The 24,049-nt window shown below is 56.3% G+C and carries 20 protein-coding genes; 13 read left to right on the top strand and 7 right to left on the bottom strand.

What is annotated here, in order from left to right:
- Nucleotide 1: 1 nt before the first annotated feature.
- The 3 genes from dnaN to ACTQ40_RS08120 form a co-directional block, all read right to left on the bottom strand.
- Nucleotides 2-1,105, bottom strand: a complete 1,104-nt coding sequence (gene dnaN / locus ACTQ40_RS08130) for a DNA polymerase III subunit beta (protein WP_427748154.1) — start codon at nucleotides 1,103-1,105, stop codon at nucleotides 2-4.
- 238 nt (nucleotides 1,106-1,343) lie between these two features.
- Nucleotides 1,344-3,005, bottom strand: a complete 1,662-nt coding sequence (locus ACTQ40_RS08125) for a DnaA ATPase domain-containing protein (protein WP_441563804.1) — start codon at nucleotides 3,003-3,005, stop codon at nucleotides 1,344-1,346.
- 15 nt (nucleotides 3,006-3,020) lie between these two features.
- The gene (locus ACTQ40_RS08120) at nucleotides 3,021-4,397 is read right to left on the bottom strand and encodes an ATP-binding protein (protein ID WP_441563802.1); all 1,377 of its coding nucleotides are present in this window, start codon (nucleotides 4,395-4,397) and stop codon (nucleotides 3,021-3,023) included.
- A gap of 345 nt (nucleotides 4,398-4,742) precedes the next feature.
- Here ACTQ40_RS08120 and rpmH point away from each other — a divergent pair, with 345 nt between their 5' ends.
- The 9 genes from rpmH to ACTQ40_RS08075 all read left to right on the top strand — a co-directional run bounded on the left by rpmH (nucleotide 4,743) and on the right by ACTQ40_RS08075 (nucleotide 9,778).
- Complete coding sequence (gene rpmH / locus ACTQ40_RS08115) at nucleotides 4,743-4,877, top strand: 50S ribosomal protein L34 (RefSeq protein ID WP_019127408.1); 135 nt, start codon at nucleotides 4,743-4,745, stop codon at nucleotides 4,875-4,877.
- Between the two features lie 20 nt (nucleotides 4,878-4,897).
- Nucleotides 4,898-5,236: a ribonuclease P protein component gene (gene rnpA / locus ACTQ40_RS08110; protein ID WP_154516785.1), complete on the top strand. Its 339-nt coding sequence runs from the start codon at nucleotides 4,898-4,900 to the stop codon at nucleotides 5,234-5,236.
- Nucleotides 5,233-5,457 (top strand): membrane protein insertion efficiency factor YidD, encoded by a 225-nt coding sequence (gene yidD, locus ACTQ40_RS08105; protein WP_154516787.1) that lies wholly within the window; start codon nucleotides 5,233-5,235, stop codon nucleotides 5,455-5,457. Before rnpA ends, yidD begins: the two co-directional genes overlap by 4 nt.
- Before the next feature lie 29 nt (nucleotides 5,458-5,486).
- On the top strand, nucleotides 5,487-6,257 hold the full coding sequence (locus ACTQ40_RS08100; RefSeq protein ID WP_427717906.1) for a YidC/Oxa1 family membrane protein insertase: 771 nt from the start codon (nucleotides 5,487-5,489) through the stop codon (nucleotides 6,255-6,257).
- Between the two features lie 44 nt (nucleotides 6,258-6,301).
- Nucleotides 6,302-6,871 carry a Jag family protein gene (locus ACTQ40_RS08095; protein ID WP_154516793.1) on the top strand — a complete coding sequence of 190 codons (570 nt, stop codon included), beginning with the start codon at nucleotides 6,302-6,304 and terminating at the stop codon, nucleotides 6,869-6,871.
- Nucleotides 6,872-6,967: 96 nt separating this feature from the next.
- Entirely contained in the window at nucleotides 6,968-7,705 is a 738-nt protein-coding gene (rsmG, locus tag ACTQ40_RS08090) for a 16S rRNA (guanine(527)-N(7))-methyltransferase RsmG (RefSeq protein ID WP_441563800.1), read from the top strand.
- A 130-nt stretch (nucleotides 7,706-7,835) separates the two neighbouring features.
- On the top strand, nucleotides 7,836-8,636 hold the full coding sequence (locus ACTQ40_RS08085; protein WP_441563798.1) for a ParA family protein: 801 nt from the start codon (nucleotides 7,836-7,838) through the stop codon (nucleotides 8,634-8,636).
- Between the two features lie 19 nt (nucleotides 8,637-8,655).
- Nucleotides 8,656-9,534 (top strand): ParB/RepB/Spo0J family partition protein, encoded by an 879-nt coding sequence (locus tag ACTQ40_RS08080; protein WP_441563796.1) that lies wholly within the window; start codon nucleotides 8,656-8,658, stop codon nucleotides 9,532-9,534.
- Nucleotides 9,524-9,778: a hypothetical protein gene (locus ACTQ40_RS08075; protein WP_441563794.1), complete on the top strand. Its 255-nt coding sequence runs from the start codon at nucleotides 9,524-9,526 to the stop codon at nucleotides 9,776-9,778. Before ACTQ40_RS08080 ends, ACTQ40_RS08075 begins: the two co-directional genes overlap by 11 nt.
- Nucleotides 9,779-9,970: 192 nt before the next feature.
- Here ACTQ40_RS08075 and rlmN read toward each other — a convergent pair whose 3' ends face one another.
- Nucleotides 9,971-11,023, bottom strand: a complete 1,053-nt coding sequence (gene rlmN / locus ACTQ40_RS08070) for a 23S rRNA (adenine(2503)-C(2))-methyltransferase RlmN (RefSeq protein WP_154516799.1) — start codon at nucleotides 11,021-11,023, stop codon at nucleotides 9,971-9,973.
- Nucleotides 11,024-11,108: 85 nt separating this feature from the next.
- Between rlmN and ACTQ40_RS08065 the strand changes: the two genes are divergently transcribed.
- Nucleotides 11,109-12,074: a D-alanine--D-alanine ligase family protein gene (locus ACTQ40_RS08065; protein ID WP_427748142.1), complete on the top strand. Its 966-nt coding sequence runs from the start codon at nucleotides 11,109-11,111 to the stop codon at nucleotides 12,072-12,074.
- Nucleotides 12,068-14,962 carry a helicase C-terminal domain-containing protein gene (locus ACTQ40_RS08060; protein WP_441563792.1) on the top strand — a complete coding sequence of 965 codons (2,895 nt, stop codon included), beginning with the start codon at nucleotides 12,068-12,070 and terminating at the stop codon, nucleotides 14,960-14,962. The genes ACTQ40_RS08065 and ACTQ40_RS08060 overlap by 7 nt, the downstream gene beginning before the upstream one ends.
- Here ACTQ40_RS08060 and ACTQ40_RS08055 read toward each other — a convergent pair.
- Entirely contained in the window at nucleotides 14,959-15,876 is a 918-nt protein-coding gene (locus ACTQ40_RS08055; RefSeq protein WP_441563790.1) for a helix-turn-helix transcriptional regulator, read from the bottom strand. The two genes, ACTQ40_RS08060 and ACTQ40_RS08055, sit on opposite strands and share 4 nt — an antisense overlap.
- Nucleotides 15,863-16,885 (bottom strand): helix-turn-helix transcriptional regulator, encoded by a 1,023-nt coding sequence (locus tag ACTQ40_RS08050; RefSeq protein ID WP_441563788.1) that lies wholly within the window; start codon nucleotides 16,883-16,885, stop codon nucleotides 15,863-15,865. Before ACTQ40_RS08050 ends, ACTQ40_RS08055 begins: the two co-directional genes overlap by 14 nt.
- Before the next feature lie 198 nt (nucleotides 16,886-17,083).
- Here ACTQ40_RS08050 and ACTQ40_RS08045 point away from each other — a divergent pair, with 198 nt between their 5' ends.
- Together ACTQ40_RS08045 and ACTQ40_RS08040 are read left to right on the top strand one after the other, a co-directional pair.
- Entirely contained in the window at nucleotides 17,084-20,194 is a 3,111-nt protein-coding gene (locus ACTQ40_RS08045; protein WP_441563786.1) for a hypothetical protein, read from the top strand.
- Nucleotides 20,195-20,214: 20 nt separating this feature from the next.
- The gene (locus ACTQ40_RS08040; RefSeq protein WP_427729007.1) at nucleotides 20,215-20,433 is read left to right on the top strand and encodes a hypothetical protein; all 219 of its coding nucleotides are present in this window, start codon (nucleotides 20,215-20,217) and stop codon (nucleotides 20,431-20,433) included.
- Between the two features lie 62 nt (nucleotides 20,434-20,495).
- Here the strand turns inward: ACTQ40_RS08040 and ACTQ40_RS08035 are convergent, their stop codons facing one another.
- A complete protein-coding gene (locus tag ACTQ40_RS08035; RefSeq protein ID WP_441563784.1) occupies nucleotides 20,496-23,927 on the bottom strand; it encodes a SpaA isopeptide-forming pilin-related protein in 3,432 nt (1,143 codons plus the stop codon).
- Nucleotides 23,928-24,049: the final 122 nt, after the last annotated feature.

Genomic DNA, 24,049 nt, shown 5'->3' with positions numbered 1-24,049 from the left:
GCTAGATGCGCACCGGCATGACCAGGTACAGATAGTTGATCTTGTCGTAGGACTTAAAGATGCCGGCCTGCGAGTAGCTCTTGAGCTCCAGCGTGATCTCCTTCTCCTTGGACAGGGCGTTGAGACAGCCAAAGATGTAGTGGTAGTTAAAGGCAATGGTGCCCGACTCGCCCTCGGCCTCGACATCGATCGTCTCCTGCGCCAGATCCTGGTCATTGGAGATGGAGGAAAGGCCCATCTGGCCGTTCTCGACATCGATCTCAAACTTGACGGCGGGGTTGGCGCTCGCGATGACCGCCACGCGCTTGAGGGCGGCATTAAAAGCCGCCACGTCGATCTTGACGCTCGTTACGCACGAATCGGGGATGAGCTGCTTGTAGTTGGGATACACACCCTCTATGCGGCGCGACACGTAGGTGGTGTTGCCGGCTTCAAAGACAACCTGGGTGTCGGTGGCACCGATCATAATGGTCGCCTGGCTCGCCATGATGCTCAGGGCGTCGTTGAAGGCATCGGCCGGCACGTTGAGCTCAAAGGAGCCCTCGAGCGTCGAGGTCTCCACCTGCGTATCGCACACGGCCAGACGGAAGGAGTCGGTCGCCACCAGGCGCACGGTGTTGTTTTCGACTCTCATATGCACACCGCCCAGGATGGGGCGGGCCTTGTCGGTCGAGGTGACGCGCCACACGCGGCTGACCATCTCGGACAGAATGTCGGTCGGGAGCTCAACGGCGCTCTCGATGGCATAGGCCGGGAACTCGGGGAAATCGTTGGCATCGAGCGTATTCAGGCGGAAGGAACTCTTCTCGCAACCGATCAGCACCTGGCGCTCCGAAAGCTCAAAGGTAACTGGGGCATCGGGAAGGGTCTTGGTGATGTTGGAGAGCATCTTGCAGGGGATTACCATCTCACCTTCCTCTTCCACATGTGCCGCGATGCGGTGACGAATCGAGATAGTGTAGTTAGAGGTCTGGAATTCCAAGATGCCGTCTTGTGCCTTGATGAGCACGCCCGACAGAATAGGGAGGGTGGATGCCGAAGCGACACCCTTCATGACGACGCCGATTGCTTGCGTAAGCGAGCTCTGGCTGACGGTGAACTTCATCTTTTAATACCTTTCTATAGATATAAATATCTTAATAATAGTAATAGTACTGACGAAACTGTTGATTACTCCCAAACATGCAGGTCAAACCCAAAAAGAGAATCGACAGTTCCCTGTGTGCAACAGGGGTCGTTTTCCACGTTCAAAACCTGCGCAAAACTTTTCATCGGAGCGGGCTGGGTTTTAGACACCTTATGCCCGCGGTTTCGACAAGTTTTCAACAGGTGTGCCTATTTCCCTACGAGCGCAGTGTAATTTTGTCTCGTAGCGATTTGAGGTCCTCGGTCACGGTCCGGTCTTCCTGGATCATCTTCTGGACTTTTTTGTAGCTCGTGCTGACGGTCGAGTGGTTGCGGTTGCCAAACTCCGCACCCACGGCGGTGGTTGTCATCTCGCACATCTCGATCGCTAGGTAGATGGCGATATGGCGCGCCTTGGCGATATTGGCATTGCGGCGCGGACCAATGAGCTCCTCATGCGTCACGCCGTACTGCTCCTCGATAACAGACTGAACTGTCTGCACGTTGATCTTTTTGGCCGACGTGTCGAAGTACTGGCTGGCGATGGCATCGATGTCGTCGAAGCTCAGCTCGCTACCCTCGCGCTCGCGGTCGCCCGCCTCCCCGGCGCAGCGCTCGCAGAAGCTCTCGAGCTCACGGATGTTGGTGCCCGATACCTCCGCCATGTGTTTAAAGTGCTCGTCAGTCAGATGTCCGTTGTCGCCACCGTAGGCCGCCAGCAGCGAGTCGTCGCCCGCCTCGGGCGCCGCCGCGATCGTGTTCTCGTAATAGCGCTGCAGAATCTTGTACTTCATCTCGTAGCTGGGCTCTGCTACCAAGCAGAGCATGCCGGCGTTAAAGCGGCTGGTCAGGCGCTCGTCCATGTTCAGATCCTTGGGCGCACGGTCTGCGGCAATCACGACCTTCTTGTTGTTGCGGATAAACTCGTCCATGAGCTGGAAAAAGTAATCCACGCTCGCGCGCTTGCCGATGATGTTTTGGATGTCATCGATGATGAGCACGTCCACGCCGTGGTATGCCTGCATGATGGGAGCGTTACTCTTCTTTTGGCGGTCGAATTCTGTCATCAGATCATCGATGTATGCCTGTGAGTTGGCGTATTTCACTTTGATCTCGGGCGACTTCTCGGCGAGCTCGTTTTTGATGGCGAGCAGCAAGTGGGTCTTGCCTAAGCCCGATTTGCCATAGATGAACAGGGATGTGCAAGTACCGCGTTCGTCTGCGAGTGCGGCGAATTTAAGCGCCGAACGATAGGCGTGGCTGTTTTCGGGGCCGTAGACAAAGTTTTCGAAGGTGAATTTTGAGTTGGCCACGAGGGGTGCGCCATCGGCGTTCTGCTCGCCCGGCGCCGCAGCCGTGGGGACGCTCACAGGCGATGTCGAGACTGGTTTTGCGCTCTTGGCGGGTGCCACGCCCTTCATCTGATTCATCATGCGGCGGAAATCGTCGGCCGACAGCGTGTTTTTGATCGCGATGCCCGGTTCTTCGCACGGCGCCGCGTCGTGCGCGACGGGCATGTGCGAAGCACTGGGAGCGGTTGCTACCGGCACGGCTGTTGCGTGGGGCATGGTTTCACGGGAAACATCGCCCGCATTGGTCTCCGGAGCCGCCCCTGTGGCGCCTGTCGTGGGACCCTGCGGTGCCACGATGTTGAGCGCGATCGGCGCAAAGGCAATCTCTTCTAGGTAGTGCTCGATAGTCGGCTGATGCTTTTTGAGCTGCGCAATGGCAAAGCGCGACGGTGCCTCGATGGTCAAGGTGTCCTCGGTCAGGTTCACGGCGCGCGATTGCCCCAACATGTTGATGAGGCGTGCATCTTGGCCGTCGCGCTGGCAAAAGGCGATGGCATCCTCCAGGATGATGCTTGCTTCCTCGTCCACTGTCTCTCCCGTTCCTTAACTTTGGGCACGCACGCGAGCGCTGCCGAGTTCGGTCAGATGGTATTTCTGACCGTGTTTGATTACCAAGCCGGCCTGCGCCAAGTCATTGAGTGTGCGTGACCACGTGGGCGCGGAGTTTCCAAATGCTCGCGCCAGGTCGGTGGCGCCGCACTCTTGGTTTTGAGCCAGATATCCCAGCGCCGCGTTGCCGCGCTCGCTCACAAATACGTCCGGTTGCGGCTGTGCGTATTGATTCGCCGCATTAGGATACATCATTTGAGCTGCTGGTTGTTGAGAACTCTGCATGGTTGGCATCGGCTGTTGAAAACTCTGCGGCCACTGTTGGTATGGCTGCGGCGGCATCTGCTGGGCCCAGGGATGGTACGGCTGCGGCATCTGCTGATACGGCTGCTGATAGCCCTGGGGATACTGTTGCATATATTGCTGGGAGTATCCCTGCTGCGGCATATATTGTCCCGGATATGCCTGCGGGTACGGTTGGAAGCCCATCTGCCGAGCTCCTTGCATGCCCGTCACCTGCTGCATCGCGGCTGCATCCGAATCGGCCGGGACCATGGTCTCTGCCGAGCCTTGAGTTGTCGTCTGTCCCGCGGGCTGGGGGTCCTGCATGGGCGGCATGCCGGGTTGATGCATCTGCTGCGAAACCATGGGCTGTTGTAGTGGGGACGCGGCCATGGTTTGCTGCGGAGTCATCATTGCTTGCTGTGGAAATGCTCCCGGCAGTGGGTATTCCGACCCCTGGGCCTCGGGGCGCACGGCTGCCCCGCGCCCTCCCGCGCGCTCAATTTCCTGCACGCGCTTGGGGTCGAGGCTCACCGTGACGACGGTGCCGTTGCCCATGTTATCTTCGATGGAGACTGCCCCGCCGGCGTTTTCCAGGTATTCCTGCACCATGGGAAAACCTGCCCCGGTGCCGCGTATATACCGCTTCATCTTGCTGTTTGCGCTGGTGACGCCAAAGTCGAAGGCGCGCTCTTTGTCGTCGATGCCCGGACCTTGGTCGGCAAAGCGGATAGTTTCCCCGCCGTCCAGGATCGAGATAATGGGCTCGGCAAAGTGGGCGTGGATAAAGTTTTCGACAATCTCGCGGATAACCATGAGTGAGATGTGTCCGCCTTGCTCTTTCATGCACTGGTAGACGGTGTTAGTCGTCTCTTCCAGATACGTGCGGATGTCTTGCGGCTCGATGACGATCACGCGCGGGGTCGAAAGCATGTCGTCATAGACGGCGATGCGCGCCGCATACATGGTTTTCGGTGTCTGTTTCGATGTCTGCTCGCCCTCTTCGCGCTCTTCGCGTACGCCGTTGATGTGCTCGTTGTCGGGTGCCGGGTCACCGGAATCGACCATGGTGTAAAAGTCGTCAGACATGCCGCTCGCAATCTTTCAAAAGGTTTCGGATAAATAGTAGCTCACCGCGCAATGTTTCTCATCTTTCGACAAGTTTTCAAAACATGTTGAAAACTTTGGAAAATGGGCGAAAAGTTCTCAACATTGCCAACATGACCTGTCGAAAACTCGGTGAAATATCGTGAAAAGTTTGAGTCATACTCAAAAACTCATCCGGCTTATGGCGGAACCGTGTGAACTGCGCAACCTTTTACCTTTGATTTCTTGACATTTGAACATTGATTTCCCTACAATCTTCAAGCTCACGTGTCTATATCTGCGTCCGCGCCCTCGCGGACACTCGAAATGCAGCAGGAGGAACTTAAGATGAAGCGTACGTATCAGCCTAATAAGCGTAAGCGTGCCAAGACCCATGGCTTCCGTGCCCGTATGGCCACCAAGGGTGGTCGTGCCGTGCTCGCCCGTCGCCGCGCCAAGGGCCGCAAGCGTCTCACTGTCTAGCAGCGATACACACATCTCGCATGAAGACTATTAAGTCTCGGCAAGATTTCGAGCATGTGTTCAGTCAGGGGCGTCGTTTCAATCATCCTCTGATTCGAATGACCATATGTGAATCGGTTGGCGAAGGCGACTCTGGAAGGGTCGCCTTCGTTGGTGCTAAACGACTCGGTTGCGCAGTTGTGCGCAATCGTTCTAAGCGTGTGATGCGCGAGGCCGCCCGCAGCTGCGGATTTCCCGTTGCGGGTTATGACATCATCTTGTTCGCGACCCCCAAGACGAGGATCTCGTCGCCGGAGGAGATGAACGAGGCATTGCGTTCGCTTGTGATACGCGCCGGCGTTGCCGGGGAGGAGCGATGAGCAATCACGTTTTGCGACGTGTTGCCATCGCTCCTATTCGCATATATCAACAGGTTATTTCGCCCTTATTGCCTGACGCCTGCATTTATTATCCAACGTGTTCTCATTACGCCGTTCAGGCTATCGAGAAATACGGTGTTTGTAGAGGCTGCTGGCTTGCCGTGAGGCGCATCGCTCGCTGCAATCCCCTGCACGTCGGCGGTTATGACCCTGTGCCCTAGCGGGCACTCGCTATCGGAGGAAAAATTACATGTGGGATTGGATCGTTAACATCCTTTTCGAGCTGCTCAAGCTCATCCAGACCTTTGCGGTCGACTGGGGCCTGTCCATCATTATCCTGGTGGTCATCGTCCGTCTGCTGCTGACGCCGCTCATGCTCAAGTCGACCAAGTCGACGGCCCGTATGCAGGTGCTGCAGCCCAAGATGCTCGAGATCCAGGAGCGCTACGCCGACGATCCTCAACGTCAGGCCGAGGAGATGCAGAAGTTCTACAGCGAGAACAAGTTCAATCCGCTGTCCGGCTGCCTGCCGCTTCTGATTCAGATGCCTATCCTCATCGCCCTGTTTACGCTTCTGCGCAACCTGCCGCATTACTTTAACGAGGGCACCTTCTCGTTCTTCAACATTCTGCCCGATCTGACTACCACGCCGAGTGCCTCTTTTGCCGATGGCTTTATGGTCGCACTGCCTGCGCTGGTTTGCCTGATTCTGTTTGCTGTCCTGACCCTGATTCCGCAGCTGTACATGTCGCGCAATCAGACTGGTCAGCAGGCCCAGAGCATGCGTATGATGGCCGTCGTCATGACCGTCATGATGCTCTGGATGGGTTGGAGCCTGCCCGTTGGTGTTCTTTTGTACTACGACGTGTCTTCTGCCTGGCAGGTCATCCAGCAGATCTTTGTGACGCAGAAGGTTATCGAGAAGGCTAAGGCCGAAGAGGAGGAGCGTCTTAAGAACGCCCCGCTGCAGGTTGAGGTCACGCGTCGCGAGAAGAAGCCGCGCCCGCACAAGAAGAAATAGCGGTATAGTAATCTTATTTAGGTACCTAACTTTTGGAGTACGTTATGTCTGAAGAGATCGTCGAGGATATGCTTGAGGAGGTTGCCCCGCAGGCCGCGGGCGATTATCTCGAGATTGCACAGCGCTACAAGGCTGGTGAAGAGCTTACGGATGAAGAGCTCGACACCATTGCCGATGTTGCGATTTCTATTCTTCGTTCCATCCTTTCGCATTTCGACGCCGCCAACTCTCCTATCGATGAGTATGAGGGCGACGAGGGCGAACTGATTCTTGATGTAACGGCTCCCGACCTTGCCGTCCTAATTGGTCGTCATGGTCGCACCCTTGATGCCCTTCAGGTTATGTTCTCGCTGTTGGTGAGCCGCAAGCTTGGCTTTAGGTATCCGGTTGTCGTCGACGTCGAGGGATATAAGAGCCGCCGCCAGGACAAGGTTGCCTCTATGGCTCAGTCTGCTGCCGAGCGGGCAGTTCGCACTCACAAAAGCGTTTCGCTTCCTCCCATGAATGCCTACGAGCGCCGTCTGGTTCATATTGCTCTTCGCGGCAACGATGCCGTCGACACGCATTCTGAGGGTTCTGACCCCGATCGTCATGTTGTGATTGTTGCTCGATAACCTAAACGAGCTTATCTTAAGGGGGCGTGGTTTCCACGTCCCCTTTTTTTGTCAAAAGTTCTTGATACACTGATTTTTGTCAGATAGGAGTTTGTCTTGTTTGTATTAACCGATGAGCAGACAAGCCAGATGCTTAGTCATCTAATTTCGTATTGCGAAGACTATTCTTTGAAGGTCTCCCATGATGCCCTACGCTCCTGTATTGAGCATCTTGATCTTGTTTTGGAGGCTAATAAGACCACCAATCTTACGCGCATCCTAAATATCGAAGATGCGGCTGTTCTTCATATTCTTGATTCGCTTATGTTGCTTCCCTATATAGACATAGCTCCAGAAGGCGCTTTGTTAGACATGGGTACTGGTGCTGGGTTTCCTGGTATCCCTTTGACAATTGCTTGCGGACGTAGGGCTACCTATATCGATTCGGTTGGCAAGAAGGTTGATGCCGTCAACTCATTTGTTGAGGCTCTCGGTCTCAAGCATGCTCACGCGGTTCATGATCGTCTTGAAGAATATGCCCGAAGCCATAAGAAACAGTTTGCTGTTGTCACTGCTCGTGCACTTGCACCGTTACCAGTTCTCGTCGAGTATGCTTCACCATTTCTAATAGATAGTGGTCTCTTTGTTATTACTAAGGGAAACCCGTCAGACGTCGAACTTCAGTCTGGTCTAACTGCCGCTAGCATATGCGGGTTCACCACACTTTTGACAGATGATTTAGATTTGCCAAATGGCTTGGGTCATCGCGAGTTTATCATTCTAAAAAAATCTCGTCCGGCAGCTATTTCGCTTCCACGTGCTAATGGCATGGCGAAGAAGAATCCGCTTGCCTAGATGTTTCACGTGAAACATAATGGATAGTAATTACTTGTTATGTTTCACGTGAAACATAACAGATGATGAATCGGAATGTTTCACGTGAAACATCCTCCGTTTAACAGCTTAAAATACACCAGGAGGGACCGTGGGATTTCGCGACGTTAAGCGTTCGAAGAGCGCAAAAGACACGCGTATCATTGCAATCATCAATCAAAAGGGTGGTGTGGGTAAATCCACCACAGCAGTAAACCTTGCAGCAGCACTGGGTGAACAGGGTCGAAAGACGCTGATTGTCGATTTTGATCCACAGGGTAATAGCACGAGCGGCTTTGGAATCGAAAAAGAAGAACTCGATAACTGCATCTATGATGCATTGCTGAATGATGTTCCGGCAGAATCGCTTGTTCTGGATACAAATTGCAGTAAGGTGTTTGTAATTCCGGCTACTATCCAGCTTGCAGGTGCCGAAATTGAGCTTGTAAGCGCAATTGCACGAGAAACACGCTTGAAGGATCTGCTTGAGCCTGTTAAGAATGAGTTTGACTTTATATTTATTGACTGTCCGCCTTCACTTGGCTTGTTGACCATTAATGCGTTAACGGCGGCGGACAGTGTTCTGATTCCGATTCAGTGTGAGTATTACGCACTCGAAGGTGTCACGAAGCTGCTTGAGTCGATGAAGATGGTCAAAACACGCCTAAATAAGAGCCTTGATACCTATGGCGTGCTTATGACGATGTATGATTCGCGAACATCGCTCTCAAATCAGGTTGTCGAAGAAGTGCAGTCGTACTTTGGAGATAAGGCATTTAAGACCTTGATTCCGCGTACGGTTAAAATATCAGAAGCACCGTCGTTCGGTGAGCCGGTAATTACATATGCACCGCAAAATAAGGGTGCAAAGGCGTATATGAACCTTGCCAAAGAGGTGATCAAGCGTGCCTAGTCCTAGGAAGCGTGGCGGTTTGGGTCGCGGACTCAATGCATTGGTATCCGAAGCAGAATATGAGACCGGTGGATCTGCGACGTCCGCATCCAATATTGCTTCGAAAACTAAACTTCCAATCGAAGATATCGTTCCAAACCCCAACCAACCCAGAATTCATTTTAATGAGACCGAGCTTCGAGAGTTGAGTGAGTCGATTCAGGAGCATGGTGTTCTTCAGCCGCTTCTTGTACGCAAGCACGGTAATGGCTATGAGATTATCGCGGGTGAGCGCCGTTATCAGGCTTCTAAGCTCGCTGGACTTGAGGAAGTTCCTGTCATCATAAAAGATGTTGATGATGAACAGATGCTTGCGCTTGCATTGATTGAAAATCTGCAACGCTCTGATCTCAATCCCGTCGAAGAGGCTAAGGGATATCGACAGCTCATCGATGCGAGTGGTATGACTCAAGAGGCATTGTCGAAGGCTGTTAGCAAGTCTCGCTCTGCAATCACCAATTCGCTGCGCCTGCTTGATCTTCCCGAGGTTGTTCAGCAGATGATCTTTGAAGGTAAGCTGACTGCTGGCCATGCTCGAGCAATTCTTGCGGTTCCATACGAAGATGCACGCATTAAGTTAGCTGAGAAGGTTGTTGCGGAAGGATTGTCCGTCCGCGCGACAGAAAATCTTGCTCCGTTGTTTTCTGCCGGAGAGACACCAAAAACGCCTCGAACCGCAACGCCTCAGTCTTTTAAGAAGGCGGCACGCGTTCTGCGTCAGGTGTTTAACACGAACGTTCGCGTAAAGAGCTCGCGCGGCAAGAACAAGATCGAGATTGAATTTAAGGATGAAGAGGAACTCTCTCGCATTCTTGGCGAAATCATTCAGTTTGATCAAGGAGGTCAGGATGAGGAATAAAGTTCTGACTGCTGTCGCTTTGGCTGCAACTGTTGCAGTTGGCGCTTTTGCCGGTTATAAGATTGCGACAGATGATGAATTGCGTGGTCGTTTACTTCGCGGAGCGCAGGATATCGTGGATACCTCAAAAAAGAAAATGGATGTTATGACCGAGGACGTTGCCATGCGTACGGCTCAGGTGACTAAGAATCCCAAGATCAACCAAGATTGGGTTAATCATCAATGGGAAAATGTAGGCTTTTAGGTACCTAACAATGACTCATCTATTCTGAAGGGTTCCTTGTCTGATCACCAGTACAGGGATCCCTAATATCGTCCTAAATAATGCCGGACAATCGTATGATGCAGATAATCGATGAATATGAAACAGCCCCGGTTGCAATTAAGCAACCGGGGCTTTCTGATGTTTCACATGAAACGTTTAGGCTGGTCTCCCCTACGCGTTCTTCTGAACTTTGAAACGCTGCTTGAGTTGGCCACAAGCCGCATCGATATCGTTGCCACGAGAGTTGCGGATCGTGGTCTCGATACCACGGGACTCAAGACGGCGTTGAAGGTCTTCTACCTTATGGATCGGTGACGGCTTGAGCGGGCTGCCCTCAATATCGTTGAGCTGAATCAGGTTGACGTGGCACAGCGTGCCCTCGCAGAAGTCGCAGAGCGCCTGCATTTCGGGGTTGGTGTCGTTGACGCCCTCGATCATGGCATATTCGTACGTCGGACGGCGGCCGGTCTTCTCGGTGTAGAGCTGCAGTGCCTCGTGAAGGCGCAGGAGTGTGTATTTCTTGACACCGGGCATGAGCTTATTGCGTGTGGACTGGATAGCGGAGTGCAGCGAGACAGCTAGGGTGAACTGCTCGGGAATATCGGCAAACTTACGGATGCCAGGAATAACACCGCTGGTAGACACGGTGAGATGGCGCGCTCCAATGCCGATACCGTCGGGGTCATTAAGGATGCGCAGCGCCTTAAGAACCTCATCGTAGTTGGCAAAAGGCTCGCCCTGGCCCATGAACACTACGCTTGTCGCGCGCTCGCCAAAGTCATTGGAAACATGAAGTACCTGGTCGACGATTTCCTGGGCGGTCAGCGAGCGCCTGAGGCCATTGAGGCCGGTAGCGCAAAAAGCGCAGCCCATTCCGCAGCCGGCCTGGGTGGATACACAGACAGAGAGCTTGTTGCGACGGGGCATGCCGACGGTCTCGACAGAAATGCCATCGTGGTACTCGAGTAGGTATTTACGAGAGCCGTCCTTGGACACCTGCTTGGTGAGCTCGGTCGGCGTGTCGAAGGCAAATGCCTCCTTTAACTGCTCGCGGAAAGCCTTGGGAAGGTTGGTCATATCGTCAAACGAACAAACGTTCTTCTCAAAAACCCATTCAATGAGCTGCTTCGCGCGGAAAGCGGGCTGGCCGAGTTCGGCCACGAGCTCGCGAATATCGTTTTGGCTCAAGTCGCGAATGTCCTGAGATTTAGTCCTGGGATTCATGGAAGCCTTTCGATTTTGGGGAAACGTAGGGGGTATCGCTACAATATGGTATCAGCTGCAGAAATCATAGAGGAGGAGTCTGCCCATGCCGGGTAAAAGCCTAGAGAACATGCACGTAGCGGTCTTGGCGGGCGGCCATTCCGCCGAGCGCGAGATTTCGCTCAATTCGGGAAAGAACGTCGTGGTGGCCCTAAAGGAGGCTGGCTACACTTCGGTGGAGCTGCTCGATACGGCTGCCGATGATTTTATGGTGACTATGGCAACTGGCGATTTTGACGTGGCGTTTATCGCCATGCACGGCGCCGGCGGCGAGGATGGCGCCATGCAGGGAGCCATGGAGACGCTGGGTATCCCCTATACGGCGTCGGGTGTGCTCGCCAGCGCGTGTGGCGCCGATAAAGAGGTTTCAAAGCTTCTGTATGCCAAGGCAGGCATCCCCATTGCCCCCGGTTTGGCGCTTGAGGCGGGCGACGAGGTTGATATCGATCGCATCGTTGAGATTTGCGGCGAGCGTTGCTTTGTAAAGCCCGCCGTCAACGGCTCCAGCTACGGTATCTCCCTGGTACACGAGCCCTCTGAGCTGCCTGCCGCCATCGCCAAGGCCTTTGAGTACGGCGATAAGGTGCTGGTCGAAAAGTGCATCGAGGGAACCGAGATTACCGTAGGCGTCTACGGCGAGGATGACGTGCGCGCCCTGCCGATCGTCGAGATTCGCAAGCCTGAGGACTGCGAGTTCTATGACCTGGATGTGAAGTACGTCGATCCCACGGATATCCACCGTATTCCGGCGCAGATTTCGCCCGAAAACTATGCTCGTGCCCAGGAACTAGCCTGTGCGGCCCACAAAGCCCTCGGCTGCCTGGGCATTTCGCGCAGCGATTTTATCGTGAGCGAGGACGGCCCCGTCATCCTCGAGACCAATACGATTCCCGGTATGACCGATACGTCGCTGTATCCGGACGAGATTCGTCATACCAAAGACATGACCTTCCCGCAGGTCTGTGACAGTCTGATTCGCATGGGTCTCCGTCGAGCGGGCATTGCATGCTAATCGAGGATGCTGTATCTCCTGGAACGCCGCAGTTTGTCATTGAATCCTATGCAACGCTCGCCGATCGTGCCCGCACACAATCGTTTGGCCTTATCGAGGAGGATGTTATCGTCCTCGATACCGAGACCACGGGTCTTTCGGTCCAGGACAACGAGCTTATCGAGATTTCCGCGGCCCGTCTTTCGGGCCGCGAGGTCGTTGACCGCTTTGATACGTTTGTGCATCCCAAGCAGCTGATCCCTGCCGAAATCACTGAGCTCACAAGCATCACAAACGCCGATGTGGCCGATGCCCCCTCGGCTGTAGAGGCCGTGGCTGCGCTCGCCGATTTTGTGGGCGGGTGCCCGGTTATCGCGCACAATGCCACGTTTGACCGATCGTTCATCGAATCGGTCAAGGGCGGTGTCAACGTCAGCGACATCTGGATCGATTCGCTGGCGCTGTCCCGTATCGCGCTGCCGCGCCTGGCATCGCACAAGTTGTCCTTTATGGCCGATCTGTTTGGCTGCGACTCCGTGTCGCACCGCGCAAACGCCGATGTCGATGCCCTGTGTGGGGTGTGGCGCGTGCTGCTGGTTGCCCTTACGGACTTGCCGCAGGGCCTTATGGCGCGTCTGGCGGATATGCACGCGGATGTTCCTTGGTCCTATCGTCCCATTTTCTCGTTTTTGGCAGGTCAAAACCCCGGCTCGATTTTCTCGCTTGCCGCCGCCCGCGCCGACGTGCTCAAGGCCGATCGCGCCGATGATCGCGTGGATGCCGACGAGCTGCCGGTTCTTAGCATGCCGAGCCGCGAAGAGATTGAGGCGGATTATGCCCCTGGTGGCCTAGTCAGCCGCATGTATCCCACATATGAGCCGCGCGACGAGCAGATTGCCATGGCGCTCGAGGTACGCGACGCGTTGGTTACGGATACGCATCGCGTGATAGAGGCCGGTACGGGCGTCGGTAAATCGATGGCGTATCTCGTGCCTTTTGCCGAGGCCGCCCGCCGAAACAACATTACCGTTGGCATTGCGACCAAATCGAATAATCTTGCCGATCAGCTTATGTACCACGAGCTGCCAAAACTCGCCGAACAGCTGGACGGAGGCTTGTCATTCTGTGCGCTCAAGGGATATGACCACTATCCGTGCCTGCGCAAACTCGAGCGCATGAGCCGAAGTCAGGCCGAGATTACCACCAAGCGCGATCCGGCCGACACGCTCACAGCGGTTGCGGTGATCATGGCGTATGTGTGCCAATCTGCCGATGGTGACCTCGATTCGCTCGGCATTCGCTGGCGCAGCGTCAACCGTCCCGACTTTACGACGGCCTCACGCGAATGCGCTCGCCGCCTGTGTCCGTTCTTCCCCGATAAATGCCTCGTCCACGGTGTCCGTCGTCGCGCGGCGCATGCCGATATCGTGGTCACAAATCATTCCCTGCTGTTTCGCAACGTTGCGGCCGAAGGGAGAATTTTGCCTCCCATCCGCCACTGGGTAATCGACGAGGCCCATTCCATCGAGCGCGAGGCGCGCCGCCAGTGGGCGCGCGTGGTCTCGGCAGACGAATCTCGCGTGCTATTTGAGCGCCTTGGCGGGTCGAGCTCCGGTGCATTGAGCCAGGTATCTCGTGATTTGGCGACATCCGAAGGCTCCACGCTTTATCTGGGGCTCACCGCGAAGGCGACGTCTACGGTCGCACGCGCGAGCATGGCACTCGCCGAGGTGTTTGACGGCGTGCGTGAGCTCGGCCGTCGCGCCCGCGGTGGTTACGACAGCGCAAATCTGTGGATTGGCCCCGAGTTGCGCGAGTCGGATGACTGGCATGACTTCTTGCAGTCTGCCAGCGCTGCTATCGATGCCCTGGAGCAGGCGGATAAAAATGTTGCCGCGCTGGTGCAGGCTGTCGCTGCCGATAAACCCGAGGTCGTCGTCGACCTGGGCGATATTTCGCGCCGTCTGCACGAGCTGGCCGAGAACCTCAAGCTCATCATTGACGGCACCGACGAGCATTATGTGTACTCGCTGCAGGTCAACCGCCGCCTACGTGCGGGCGGAGAATCCATGACCGCCGAGCGCATCGACATCGGCGAGGCCCTGGCGAACGAGTGGCTGCCCGAGGTGCATACGGCCATCTTTGCCTCGGCAACCATGACGGTGTCCAAGAGCTTTGAGCACTTTAACCATGCCGTAGGCCTCGATCGCATTGGCGCTTCGGCATCCTCGTCACTGCACCTGGATTCGAGCTATGACTTCGATTCGAACATGGCCGTAGTCGTGGCGGGGGACATTCCCGACCCTCGCGACCGCGAGGGCTATCTGTCCGCGCTCGAGCGCGTACTGGTCGATGCCCATCTTGCCATGGGCGGGTCGGTGCTCACGCTGTTCACCAATCGCCGCGATATGGAAGACCTGTACGCTCGGGTTGAGCCCAAGCTGGCGCGTGCCGGCCTGGAACTCAATTGCCAGCAGCGCAATTCGTCTCCCCGTCGCTTGCGCGATCGCTTTATCAACGAGTCGACCTCGTCGCTCTTTGCTCTCAAGGCTTTTTGGGAGGGCTTCGACGCCAGCGGCGAAACGCTGAGATGCGTCATTATCCCCAAGCTGCCATTCTCGAGCCCCACCGATCCTCTCTCGTGCGAGCGCAATCTGCGCGAGGACCGCGCCTGGGTACGCTACTCGCTGCCCGAGGCGGTTCTCGAGGTCAAGCAGGCGGCCGGTCGCCTGATTCGTTCATCGACCGATTGCGGCGTGTTGATTTTGGCCGACCCGCGTCTGGTGACGAAGGGTTACGGCAAGAAATTTCTGACATCGCTGCCTACGAGCTCGTATCAGCGCATCGAAACGGCGCAGATCGGCCACTATCTTCAGTTATGGCGCCAAGCGCACGAACGCCATCGCTAAGAACGGAAGGCCAGTGCCTCAGCGGCATCACATAGGCGCTTTGAAAGGGCGGGGTCGTCTGCGATGCGGATGGCTCCGCCCGCTGCGATAATCTGGCTAAACAGCCAGTTTTCGGAGCTATAGGAAACGGTCACGCTTGCCGTACCCTCCCCATCGGCTTTAATTGACCTGATACCTGCCCACCTCACGCGTTCTGCCATATCGAGCGGCATCAGGAGCTTAACGCTCTGGCTTGCCTGTGCAAGGGAATCGTGCAGGGACGTGGTTTCGGCCGTGTGACGCACGACGGAGTCTTCCGTCAGCAGAAGCTCCTCGATCTTGTCCATACGGTAGGAGCGCTGCCCGTCTGCCTCGACATCCCAGGCAATCAGGTACGTTTGGTCGCCGTTGGTCGTGATCTTTAGGGGGTCGATCAATCGCCTGCGTGGATGCTGGTCGTCCAGGGAGCGGTAGGTGACGAGGCATCGCACGCCATCCTGGATTGCACAGCAGAGTTGCTGCCAATAAGATCCGCGGGCGACGGTATCGTCAACGCGTTGGTTGTATCCGAGTTCCGCCGGAAGGAGTGCGCGCCGGATGCGCGCCGCCGCGCACTCCTCGATTCCGAGTGACTCCAATTCATGGTTGAGTACGGCGCCCTCGGCGGCACTCAGGCGAAGCGGCAGCACACGGCCCGCATCGCCGATGAGAACCACACGTTCATCGTGGCATTCGCAAATGATGCGCGCGCCCGATTCGCGGTCTGCGAGCGTCGAGATGATGCCGATGATCTCGTCGAGCGAAGCTCCGGAGATATCGAAGCGACTGCAGATTTCGTCTCGCGTCATGCCCGCCTCGCCGGCGGCATAGAGTGCCTCCATAATGTCAATGGAGCGCGAGAGCCTTTGTTCGCTGGTGAGCTTACGCACGGCCATGAGCGCTCACTGTCCTTTCGATGAGGCGGTTCCACGCCTGCTTGAGTTCGTTGGGCTCTACGGGCCTCATACCGTCAACGCTGTGTTCCATGCAAAATGACGCCGCCGCATTCAGGTCGCGAACGTCAACGGTCCAGGTCCAGCCGTCTTTGGCGTGCTCGAGCCTGCCTCGCCCGCGTGTGAGGCCGTGGACCATGTCGGATTGAGCCTGCGGAGCAAACGAGAAAGTTGCCGTGACGGGTTGGCAATCGGAGAAATCGAATTCAAAGAAGAGGTAATCGTTGAGATTGAAGTCTGCGGGAATGGCGTAGGCCCGCGATGGGCGCCACGCACGAACGATGCGATCGCAGCGAAAGGTTCTGATTTTTCCGGTGGCATCATCTAGGCCGCAAAAGTAGGCTGTTCCTTCACGCTCGAACATGCCGTAGACGCAAACAGTGCGTTGTCGTTGCTCACCCCGTCCGTTTTGATACAAAAAACGCAGCGCGCATCGGTCGGCAAACGCGCTCCATACCGCATCGACCGTCGGCGAGTGAACAACGGGGGGCTCGGCCGTATTCGTCTCGCCGGTAAGATAGGAAATTTTGGAGCGTATGTCGGCGAGCGGGGTCGCAAAGGCCGAAGAGCCCGTGGTGAGGGTCTGATCGATAGCGTTTAGCAGAATGTCGGCATCGTCTGCGGTGATCAAGCCGCCCGCGGCAAACGTATGCTCACGGTCGATTGTCCAGGCGCTCTCCTCGGTCTCCTGGGCACCCGCGGCGCGAACTTCCTTGATCACAATGCCCCGCTCGAGTAGCTTGTCGCGGTCGCGGCGAAACTTTCGCTTATCCGAGTCGACGTTGCCCGATCCGTAGCCTAGGTCAGAATCCAGCACAATCTGCTCGGTTGTTAGAGGCTCGGGGGAACTGTTGAGGACAAAGAAAAGGTTGAGGATACGCTGGGCGGTTTTGTCGAAACCGGGTTCTGGCGCATTTGTTTTGTTTGTCGCGGTCATATCGCTTACCGTCATAGAATCCTCGCATGGGAAGGTTATTTGATGCCATGATTTTAATCCGATATGGAGATTAGGCTATATCCTTGTCCGCTCAGTGCGTTAAGATGCCCAGATTTCGGCCGATTGCGTTCGCTCGGGGTATACTTTCGACTATATACGGTTCTAATGTGCAAGCATTGGGCCTATTTGTCGGATTATGGATGTGGAGCGCACATGGCGAACACCCAGAACTATATCAATCACCTGCTGCAGGGCACGGGCATCACGCCGGCGTGCAGCGAAGAAGAGCGTTTGGCTGCCGAGGATATCGCCCAGATCTTCCGCAATCATGGCTTTGATCCCGAAGTCCAGGAATTTAACGCTCCTGCGCCGAGCAGGCTGGCATTTGCCGTCACAGGCATCCTGTCTTTTGCCGGTGCCCTGCTTATGGGTATTGGCGGCAGCATCGGCTTAATCGGTGTTCTGCTGGCCATCGCCGGTGCCGTGTTGTATGTGCTCGAGCGTACCGGTCGCCCTGTTATCTCTCGCCTGGGCAAGACGGGCGTGAGTCAAAATGTCATTGCCTATCACAAGGCCACAGGTCCGCTTGCATCTCCGCGCAACCGTCCGGTGGTTGTTGTCGCCCATTACGATTCTCCGCGTGCCGAGCTCCTCGCTCGCGAACCGTACGCGCCGTATCGCGCGCTCATCGCCAAGATGCTGCCGGTCGCCACGATTGTCCCCGCCGCCGTCGCCATTCTGCGTATTCTGCCGCTCCCCGGCGCTCTGAAGGTTCTGCTTTGGATCGTTGCGATCCTCGCCTCTCTTGTGGCGCTCGCCAACGCGGCCAATATCATTGCCAACCGTTTTGTTCTTCCCTATACGTCCGGTGCGGTCTGCAATAAGTCTTCTGTAGCCGCGATGCTCGGTGTCATGGATAACGTTGCCCCTTACCAGGGCGAAAACGAGTTCCCCAACGACATTCCGTTTGATGACTATTTTGGTGAGCAAAAGTGTCGTGCCGAGGAGATGGCGCGCGCGGCGGCTGAGTATGCCGCTGCCCAGCAGCAAAACGACTACGGCAACACCATCGAGTATGAAGAGCCCTCCTACACCGAGGACGAGTTTGGCCAGCCGATCGCTCCCGAATCCGAGCAGGGCGAAGTTTTTGACGAACAGATCGATGGCTTTGAGGGTACCTCAGCTGACGAAACCCTGATTGGTGTCATTGCTCCCGAGGCCCAGGCTGAAGCCGAGGTTGCTGCCGAGCCGGTCGCGGATGAGGATGCCGTCGAGTCGATTGGGGCGCCCGCTGTCGCCGAGCCGAGCGAGCCCGAGCCTAAGCTGTATCGCAATGCCGCCGGTAATATTCGCTTTGGTTCTGATGCCATTCGTGCCCTGGGGATGCTTCCCGAGTCGTGCACGCTTGATTACGAAGAGGGCGAGGAGCCGACGATCGATCCCGAGCCTGCTTCGGTTGAACCTGACGCCGCGCCTGCCGACGAGCCCGTCGTCGATACCGAGCCCGAGACGGAACCCGAGCCCAGCCCTGCACCCGAGCCGGACACCGCTGCACCCGCTCCGGTGGTTCAGGATGTGTACGACGATTCCGCCAGCGATTACGATGAGTATCCGCAGCGCGTTTCCTATGAGAGCGATACCGATTTTTCGGCCGATCTACCGGTCGCGACGCCCCATGCCGATATAGCATCTGCGTTCTCTTCGATTGGAGCCAGCGCTTCAAGCTTCTTTAAGGGCGCGCTCGCTAAGGGTAAAAAACTTGTCGACGACCTTGAGGAAAAGCGTGCCGCTGCGCGCGAGGGGGCAGAGCAGGAGGCTATCGCCCACCAGCAGGCTGCCGAGGCCGAGCGTGAGCGTGCGGCGCGGGAATTTGAACAGCATGAGGCTGAGCAGCCTGCCGCGACGGAGGTCGCCGAGGCTACGACGTCCTTCGAGGCCCAGCAGCCAATCGACGCCACCGAGACGCTCGATGCCGCGAAGTTCGATGCCACGATAACGTTCGAGAAGCAGGGTACTGCCATCGCCGAGCCCCTTTCTGTTTCCGATGAGTCCCAGGATGCTGCAGATGAGATCGAGGCGCCCGAAGCCGAGCCGGCTGAGAGTGTCGATGCCGAGCAGGTTGAGAACGTTGACGCCGAGCCGAACACCGCCGACGAGATTGAAGCCGAAGCGACGGTCGTCGTTGAGCAAGAAGAGACACCGGTGATTTCTAACGCCGATGAGTCCAGGCCGTACTCTACGCAGATCTTTACCATGCCTGCCCCGAGCGATCCCGGCTCCACGGTTGCCAACCCCGCATCGGCGCAGGTCGAGACGGTTGATTCGCTCATGGCACAGATTTCGTCCAAGGCCGCACCGCGTCCGCAGATGAATATCCCCGATCCCGCTTCTGCTCCGGTGCTCACACCTTCTTCTTCGCCGCTTGCCTCGGTCCCCGATCCATCGCTGCCCTCGATGCAGCAGGCCAACGTCGCATCCCGCACATCCCTCTTCGATCTCCCCGACCCCTCGGCTCAGGCCGACGATCCTTTCGCGACGGCTCAGGGGCCCGAGCCCACGTCGGCGCCGGTTGCCCCCTCCATGCCCGTTTCTTCGGGCGCTCAGCCCATCGAAACCATCTCGGCTCCCGTCGTCAAGGAGGCAAAGCCTCAGAAGCGCGGTCTGGGCGGCTTGTTCGGACGCAAAAAGAAGAATGAGCAGAACAGCATGAGCGACTGGCTGGGCGTCGAGGATGACTACGATGCCAAGAAGTCTGGCCGCGGTATCGGCTCTTGGGATAACTTTGAGGACGATGATAACGGCTGGAAGGGCGGTGCCACCTCTTCTGACGGCGCTTCTGCCGAGGACATGCTTTCGGCTGTTGCCTCCATGGGTGATGACGAGCTGCTTGGTCACGATATCTGGTTTGTGGCAACGGGTGCCTCGGATTGTGACGGCGCCGGTATGAAGGCGTTCCTCGAAGCCCATCGCGATAAGCTGCGTGGTGTGTTCTTTATCAATCTTGAGTCCATTGGAGCCGGTAGGCTTTCGGTCGTGACGGTCGAAGGCGAGCAACAGTTGCTCAAGGGTGATCGCCGCATCATGAATCTGGTCAGCAAGGTGTGCAAGTCGTTCCACGTTGATTGTGGCGCGTTTGAGATGCCCTATGCCAAGACCGATGCCTATGCCGCGCTCGAGGCGAGCCGTCGCGCCCTCACAATTGCCGGTGTCGATGGCCCGCGTCTTGCCTGCGCGCGCACCGAAGACGATTTGCCGTACAACGTCAACCCGACGAACATCGCTACGGTGTCCGAGGTTGTCACCGAGGTCATCCGCCGTTCGTAGCGGACCTCTAAGGAGTTAGCGTGTTTTCATACATCAAACGCCATTGGCCCGTCTATGTGGTTCTGTTTTTGATCGCCATCGCTATGGGTCTGGGGGCCGCATATATCGTGGGCGCTAAGGGGTCGACGCCCAGGTCCACGATGAGCGAAGAGGTGGAGCAAGAGCAGAGTTTGGGTGCCGACGGCATTTCGGATGGCGATCTGGAACTTGTTGACGGCGGGTCTGCGTCTACGGAATAGCCTTTGGTTACATACGCCAGATAACGGGCGAGCCGGCATATCGGCTCGCCCGTTATTTCTACCTATTCCTCTTTTGATGCCGAGCTTAGCCAAGTGAGCCAAATTGCTGTGCCACCGGCGGTCAATAATGCGGTGAGAAAAGAGATGATGGGTGCATTGCCCGTATTTGGAAGATCCTGCGGAATGGCGCATTTTTGAACAACACGATCTTTATCGTGCGACTCGAGTTTTTCGCCTCCTCCGTTGCGGCAAAGGTCAACACGGGCACTGTTGGCGAGTGCGGTTTGGGGCGTATAGGATGAGGTTGCACACATCCGGATGATTGCTCCGTGTAAATCCGATTTGAGGGATGCCGTCGCGTCGTCAAGGTCGTCATGCTCGTCTTTAAGCCCATTGCGATTCCAAGAATCGTTGTCGCGCCGGGTCGTAAAGTCTGCGGAAACCGAGCCATACTCAAAGCGAATCCCCGTGATAACAGCGTCGTCCGAAAGCGTAAGGTCCTTTACTTCGAGGGTGGAAGACTCTGTGGTCGAGACATTGGCTTTCCAAAGACTCCAGCCGTCGTAATCGACAATCCGCACATCCTCGCCCAGCCGCTCTTTGACCTCGGCTGTCTCGAGCCACGGGTTGGTGTGTTCATCGTCAAGTGTGGCGTTGGCCTTTTCCTTTATGCCCAACTTGTCTGCCGGTGACGTTCGATACCAAACATTGCAGAGCCCGTTTAAGTCGCCGACGGTGATCGGGGTTTTAATGGCGACAAGTTTGGCCGTGCCGTCTTTGGCACATTCGAGATCGTCGGTGACGGTGAACTCGTCGACCCAGGTGCTCGATTCGTTTTGAGCGTCGATGGTGTAGGAAGAGGAGCCCTTACTGTCGGGTTGCGTCGCCGCCCGGTTTTTACCGTCGCCGTTCGCCACTGTTCCCTTTGCGGTTGGCCGCGCGATTTCTTGTCGCTTGTCGACGCTCCCCTTAATCTCAATCGGTGCATCCGTCATGGTTACGGCCTGGATCTTCCCCGTATCCTCGACTTCAAAGGATACATCTTCAGCGAGGTCATAGGAGCGCGGGGACATTGTTTCGCGTAGGGTATAAGAACCGGGTTCAAGGTGCTCCACGCGATGGGGCTGCTCGGATGATATCCAAGAATCAATCTCTGTTCCATCGGCGTCGCATAAGACCAGTCGGGCGCCTTTAACTTCATGCTTGCCTGTCATATCGACCTTGGAGAAATCGACCTTGGTGTAATCATTAGGCAATTCGATCTGCGACTCGACCACGGGGACCTTCTGGTCGATATAAGCAAGCTCAACGATATGTGCTGTCCGATCAAGTAGATAGCCGTCGGGAGACTGGGTTTCAACGACTTCGTATCGTGCCGTTCCGCAACCCAGCGAAAGGTTGTCTACGCGAGCTTTACCCTGTTCATCGGTTGTGACGGCGGCAACGGCTTCACCGGCAAGGGCGGCAATGTGGCCATCGGGGCAAACGATATCGTCGGCAGCGCGAATTTCAAACTTGGCACCAGATAGGGCACTGCCGTCTACTGCGTCAGCCTTCACGATCTCGATGCTTCCGGTTGCCGCGCTGTTGAAATACGAGACGGCGGCGATAGGTGTGAGATCCGCATCGGCAGGAATCGTCACCTTCAGTTCGTCGCCCACAAGGTAGGGCGCTTTGGCTGCGACTTCTCGTACGTAATATGTGCCCGGCTTGAGCGATTCTGGCAACGTGACGGTGCCGGTCGCATTGGTGGTAAAGGTGTTCATAACGTTGTGCGTCGGATACCAGCATGTTTGAGAGATGGGTTCACGGTTGCTGTTGAGCAGCTGAAAACTAAAGCCGGCAAGGGGGACGGAAGCTCCCGTCTGGGCATCGCGTTTGATGATTTGGAGATGTGTCGAAAGGGTGTGATTGTCCACTATGTACTGAAGCTTGGCTCCGTCGGCGATCTGCTCGGGCGCGATGGTCCAATCCTCTGCCCGCTTGAAGCCTGTGGGAACAGTTTCCGGGACCTCGCGAACGGTATACCCCTCACGATCGTAGGGGATGGCTCCATGGACGCCGTCCGGTCGTGTGCCCGCGCCAAACCAGGCCTTGGGCTGGTCTTTGGTGGATGCGAAGCCATAGATATTTGTCGTCAATGTGCCTACGACCTGCTTAGAGCTGTTGCTGACGATTTCAAAGACGACGCCTTCCGCTGGCTGTTCTAATCCCGATTGCTCGCCGTTCCCGTAATCCTTGAACTTGGAAATCTCGAGGTCAAACGCAACATGAGTATTGGGGATGCGGCGTTCGAGCTCAACGACTCCCATGTCGTTTAGTTGATTGGGGCCGACCGTATAGGTCCAGCTGTCATGGGGGAGCAGGTAGCCCTCTGGTGCTTTCGATTCGTAGAGGGTAAAGGTTCCCAGGGGAATGCCGCTTAAGGTCGCCTGGCCATCGCCTTCGGTCGTGAAGGTGCGCGTCCACCCAGGGGTAGATTGCGAGACACAGGTAAATTCGGCTTTGGCGAGCGAGGTTCCCGCCTGCGCTCCGGCATTCGTGGCGGCATCGGTTTTGACGACACGCAGCGTGATAGAACCTGGCTGCTCGTTGATTGTGACATGTCCGCCGCTATTTCCGGTGGTAAAGGCAATGCGATCGCGTCGGGACAGATAGCCTGTCGGCGCTTTGGTTTCGATTAGGTAGTATGCCGTGTTGGGCAAAAGTGTTGCCCGTGCACGACCGTTGCCGTCCATTTTGATGCTGCCGACGTGTTTGTCCGTGTTTTCCTCAAAGATGTTAAACGTCGCCCCACCTAACTGATACGTATCGTTCCCGCTGGTAATGACAGTGTCTGCAGATCTTTTCTCAAAGGATACGTTGATGGTGGGCAAAACGTAGAGCATATCCTGGTGCCGGCCTTCGTTAGAGACGGGTCCGTGATAGCGTCTGGCGCGATGCGGGTCGGCCTTAATATTTCCGGCTTTTGCGTTGTCGTAGAGCCAGCGCGCCGCCGCGACAACCTCGGCGTCTTGATCGAACTTGCCGCTTTTGGCAACGCCGGCGTTGTTTGTATACGCAAAAGAGCCATCGGGGCGCGTGGTTCCTTTGAGCATCCACACGGCAATCTGGGTTGCGGCGCGGGCGCGTTCGGCCGTTAGGTTATGGCCGCCAAATGATGTGGCGGAGGGGTATCCATGGCAGATGACGGCGGCAAACTCGTTGTCGAGCCATGTCCAACCCTGATTGTAGGTCCGCCAGGGTCCTCCTGGGCTGCTGGGGCCGGGGCAGTCTTGGTTCATGCAGTAAGAAATCGAGGCGTCTTGTGCCTCGTACTTGCCAATGCCAAACGGTCCGCACATATCGCTGATGGTGCGAAAACTAAGCGTATCGTTTCCATCGACGGCGCAGGCGGTACCAGGCGTGGCGCAGGCTAGAAACAACAAGAGGAATAGGAGCAGCGGTGCTGTTGCGATTGCGCTGTGGACAGAGTGCGTGGGTGCATTGGACATGGCTGCTCCTTATCCTTTGTGCGCCGCGCTGGGAGATTGCGGCGCGTGGGATGAGATTAGCGCCGGGGGTCATACGGGTAAGTACCGCGAGCTGACCAAGAACTTGCCAAGTTCCCAACAGA

It is taken from the genome of Collinsella sp. Sow4_D11 (genome assembly GCF_052116465.1).
Lineage (GTDB): Bacteria > Actinomycetota > Coriobacteriia > Coriobacteriales > Coriobacteriaceae > Collinsella.
This window is presented reverse-complemented; position numbering and strand designations above follow the sequence as displayed.

Coding starts and splice junctions, on each gene's coding strand:
- ACTQ40_RS08065 (WP_427748142.1), top strand. CDS start 11,109: ATGCCGGGTAAAAGCCTAGAGAACATGCACGTAGCGGTCTTGGCGGGC.
- ACTQ40_RS08100 (WP_427717906.1), top strand. CDS start 5,487: ATGTGGGATTGGATCGTTAACATCCTTTTCGAGCTGCTCAAGCTCATC.
- ACTQ40_RS08075 (WP_441563794.1), top strand. CDS start 9,524: ATGAGGAATAAAGTTCTGACTGCTGTCGCTTTGGCTGCAACTGTTGCA.
- yidD (WP_154516787.1), top strand. CDS start 5,233: ATGAGCAATCACGTTTTGCGACGTGTTGCCATCGCTCCTATTCGCATA.
- ACTQ40_RS08060 (WP_441563792.1), top strand. CDS start 12,068: ATGCTAATCGAGGATGCTGTATCTCCTGGAACGCCGCAGTTTGTCATT.
- rpmH (WP_019127408.1), top strand. CDS start 4,743: ATGAAGCGTACGTATCAGCCTAATAAGCGTAAGCGTGCCAAGACCCAT.
- rlmN (WP_154516799.1), bottom strand. CDS start 11,023: ATGAATCCCAGGACTAAATCTCAGGACATTCGCGACTTGAGCCAAAAC.
- ACTQ40_RS08120 (WP_441563802.1), bottom strand. CDS start 4,397: ATGTCTGACGACTTTTACACCATGGTCGATTCCGGTGACCCGGCACCC.
- rnpA (WP_154516785.1), top strand. CDS start 4,898: ATGAAGACTATTAAGTCTCGGCAAGATTTCGAGCATGTGTTCAGTCAG.
- dnaN (WP_427748154.1), bottom strand. CDS start 1,105: ATGAAGTTCACCGTCAGCCAGAGCTCGCTTACGCAAGCAATCGGCGTC.
- ACTQ40_RS08050 (WP_441563788.1), bottom strand. CDS start 16,885: ATGACGGTAAGCGATATGACCGCGACAAACAAAACAAATGCGCCAGAA.
- ACTQ40_RS08045 (WP_441563786.1), top strand. CDS start 17,084: ATGGCGAACACCCAGAACTATATCAATCACCTGCTGCAGGGCACGGGC.
- ACTQ40_RS08095 (WP_154516793.1), top strand. CDS start 6,302: ATGTCTGAAGAGATCGTCGAGGATATGCTTGAGGAGGTTGCCCCGCAG.
- ACTQ40_RS08035 (WP_441563784.1), bottom strand. CDS start 23,927: ATGTCCAATGCACCCACGCACTCTGTCCACAGCGCAATCGCAACAGCA.
- ACTQ40_RS08055 (WP_441563790.1), bottom strand. CDS start 15,876: ATGGCCGTGCGTAAGCTCACCAGCGAACAAAGGCTCTCGCGCTCCATT.